General features: G+C 68.4%; 4 protein-coding genes. 2 read left to right on the forward strand and 2 right to left on the reverse strand.

The window, feature by feature from the left end:
- Both U9980_RS21005 and U9980_RS21010 read right to left on the reverse strand, forming a co-directional pair.
- Positions 1-225, reverse strand: a 225-nt coding sequence (locus tag U9980_RS21005) for a hypothetical protein (RefSeq protein ID WP_322769490.1), incomplete at its 3' end; no start/stop codon positions are given.
- Positions 226-366: 141 nt separating this feature from the next.
- Entirely contained in the window at positions 367-1,323 is a 957-nt protein-coding gene (locus tag U9980_RS21010) for an alpha/beta hydrolase (RefSeq protein ID WP_322769491.1), read from the reverse strand.
- A 122-nt stretch (positions 1,324-1,445) separates the two neighbouring features.
- On the opposite strand from U9980_RS21010, the gene U9980_RS21015 reads away from it, so the two are divergent.
- Complete coding sequence (locus tag U9980_RS21015; protein ID WP_322769492.1) at positions 1,446-2,039, forward strand: TetR/AcrR family transcriptional regulator; 594 nt, start codon at positions 1,446-1,448, stop codon at positions 2,037-2,039.
- Positions 2,040-2,579: 540 nt separating this feature from the next.
- A partial coding sequence (locus U9980_RS21020) for an alpha/beta fold hydrolase (RefSeq protein WP_322769493.1) occupies positions 2,580-3,325 on the forward strand: 746 nt, incomplete at its 3' end.

Genomic DNA, 3,325 nt, shown 5'->3' on the forward strand with positions numbered 1-3,325 from the left:
CAGGAAGAAGTAACCCGCATCCGATCCGGTGCACGCCCGCTGTTCGATGTCCCCGCAGCTGCCGCGGCTGGAGGACCGCGGAAAGTAGGTGCCGATAAGCCAGGCGCCCGTGAGAGCAACCGCGGTGGGTAGCAGCCAGCCGAACAGCGCGTTACCGCAGCCCAAGGCCCGGCCGGGATGCGTGCTTTCGCCGCCTGCCGCGACACCCAGCAGCACCCGGGGCAAGCCACATCGAGACCACGCCGCCGCCGTCAGGTAGAGATCGCACGACAATCGGCGGTCGCCGTGCTCGGCGCGTTTGTTGGCAGGCCGAAGCTTCGGGTGCTGTGGTCACTCGGCTCTTCTCCGCGCCCGCATCCGCAAGGTCTATCGAGAATATCTACGGAGCGTGTTTCCCTGCCGCTGTTCGGGGGTTGGCGCGGACGCCGCCGATTGCGTCGCGTCCCATACGTCGCTGGCGATGGTGGCCCACAGATGTTGGGGGAACTCGTGTCCCATATCGGGGTAGGTGATCAGCCGGGCTGCGGGAATCGTTCCGGCGAGGGTGTGGGCGGCACGGATGCGAATCCATGGGTCGTCCTGGCCGTGGATCACCAGGGTAGGCACCCGCAGCCGCCGTAGCTGAGCCCGGAGGTCGCCGCCGGTGCGGGCTGCGGCGAGTTGACGGTGGGTCGCGCCCGGGTCGTGGTCGCGGTCCCAGGACTCCTCGGCGGTCGCGCGTACCCAGGCGTCGTCGATCGGGTGCCGCCGCGAGCACATGATCAGATAGGTGTCCGCCAACCGTTGCACGCCGCCTTCCCGGGTGTCGTCGTACCGTTTGCGGGCCAACCGCAGCAATGTGCCGACCTTTAGGTTGCGTAGGTTGCTGATCGGGCCGCCGGTCCCGCCGGCCATCGCGGAGACGAGGCTGCGGACGCGGGATGGATGCCAGATCGCCACCATCTGGGCAAGCGTCGCACCCAGCGACTCACCGAGCAGATGGGCGGAGTCCCATCCCAGGGCGTCCATGACGGCGACCGCGTCATCGACCATGTCGTCCATCCGGTAGGCCGGACCACCTCCGCGCCCCAGCAGTGTCCGGACGGTCGTGCGAGGCGGTGCGGTGCGAGGCGGTGCGGTGAAGTGGGTCGACAGTCCCGCATCGCGGTTGTCGAAGCGCGCAACGGCGAACCCCCGCTCCGCGAGCTCCCGGCAGAACTCGTCCGGCCACCAGAGCATCTGAAACGTCAAGCCCATGACCAGCAGCAGCGGCTCCCCGTCGGGCCGTCCGAACGTCTCGTAGGCGATGCACACCTCGCCGTTGCGGGCATAGGAGATGGTCACGGGCGTCTCCGCTCCTGTGAGGTGGCTCTGGGGTGGCCGGTTGGCACTTTGGCAATGCAGTTGACATGCTAAGGGTGGACGGATGCTATTGCAATGCGTCCGCATTGCCGTAGGGGGTGTCGATGCCGAAGCGGGTGGACCCGCTCGAGCGGCGTCGCAGCATCGCGGAGGCGGTGTTCCGGGTGACTGCCAGCCGTGGCGTCGAGGCGGTCAGTCTGCGCGACGTCGCGGCCGAGGCCGGGGTGTCGATGGGGATGGTCCAGCACTACTTCCGCACGAAGGAGGAGATGCTGCTGTTCTCGCTCGACCACATGCGGGACCGCGTCGCCGGCCGCCTGCAGGCGCGTCTCGCGCACCTGCCCGAGGCCACCCCTCGCGACGTTGCCCGCGCCGTGCTGGGCGAGCTGCTGCCCACCAGCGAGGACAGCCGGGCCGAAGCAGGCATATCCGTCGCGTTCTACTCCCGAGCCGCCGTCACCCCCGCCTACGCCGAGGCGCTGCGCCAAGGCCTGCGGGGACTGCTCGACGCCACAACGGCGCAACTGCGCGCTGCCCAGCGCAGCGGCCACATGCGCCCAGACCTCGACGCCGAACAGGAGGCCGCATCCTTGTTCTGGCTCGCCCACGGCCTGGTCGGCCCACTTCTCATTGGCCTGTACACACCCCAAGCAGCGCAAGCCCTGCTCGACCACCACCTTGACCGGATCTTCACCTGACTCGCTTGCCGGTACGGCGTTCGCGGTGGTCCCCGATCCGTCGACATCACCGAAGGTGACTGCTCAAAAAGCTCGTGGCCCGCTGCTCATGTACTGCTCACATACGAGGCCGACTGCTCATCTATCCGCGATCCCGACAAACCTGTTTAACAACCCGGGTAGGAACCGCTCGAAAATGAGCAGTCGCTCCTGGGAGTTCGCTCCTATCTGCGCGTCGCGCGCCACGGCACCGCCGCCGACACCCCGCGGGAATGCACCAGCCGCAGCGGCCGACACACCTCGCCGCCGGGACAGGCCACGTCGAGATCACAGTCCTGCGCCAACCTGTGAGTGAGGCCTGCGGCGAGGTCCTTGCGGTTCCCCACACCCGCGCGGGTCGCACCATGTCTGGTAGCGTCACCGTGTCCGCGAACCGGCCTGAGGAGGTGAGACCCATTACCGCTGTATCCGGCTGGGTGCTCCCCTCTTGCTGCGGGGCGGTTCATCTCACATAGGTGGCCGTCGGGAGCGCCCCCAGGCATCCCGAAAGGCAACGAACCTATGTACTTCAGCTCAGAGGCGACCTCGTCCGGCGTCTCGGAACGACTGTTCACCCTTGACGGCATCCCCGGTGTGCTCTGGTCCCCGGTTGATGCCATCGGGCCCCGCCCCCTGATGCTGCTCGGACACGGAGGCGGTCAGCACAAAACCGCCCCGGGTCTGGTGGCCCGTGCCCACCGCTACGCGGCACATTTCGGTTTCGCGGTGGTCGCGATCGACGCACCCGGGCACGGCGACCGGCCAAGAACCGCGCACGACGAGCGGTTCACCGCGGAACTGCGGCAACGGATGGCGGCCGGCGAGCCCGTCGGCGCGCTGATCGCCCAGGACAACGCCACCCGTGCCACCCAGGCCGTTCCCGAGTGGCAGGCCACCCTGGACGCTCTCCAGGACCTCGACTGCGTCGGGGCGGGCGGACCCGTGGGGTACTGGGGGGTGTCGCTGGGCAGCATGATCGGTATGCCGTTCGTCGCCGCCGAACCCAGGATCACCGCCGCTGTCTTCGGTCTCGTCGGCTACGACACCCTCACCGACGCCGCGGCCCGCATCACCATCCCGGTGCAGTTCCTGTTCCAGTGGGACGACGAGATCGTGCCGCGCGAGGCCGGCCTCGCGCTGTTCGACGCCATCGCCTCCCCCGAGAAAACGCTGCACGCCAACTCCGGCCGCCACGTCGACCTACCCAGGTTCGAAATGGACAGCGACGAACGCTTCTTCGCTCGCCACCTCGTCGGCGGCACCGCCTC

It is taken from the genome of Protofrankia sp. Cr1 (assembly GCF_963555865.1).
Taxonomy (GTDB): domain Bacteria; phylum Actinomycetota; class Actinomycetes; order Frankiales; family Frankiaceae; genus Protofrankia.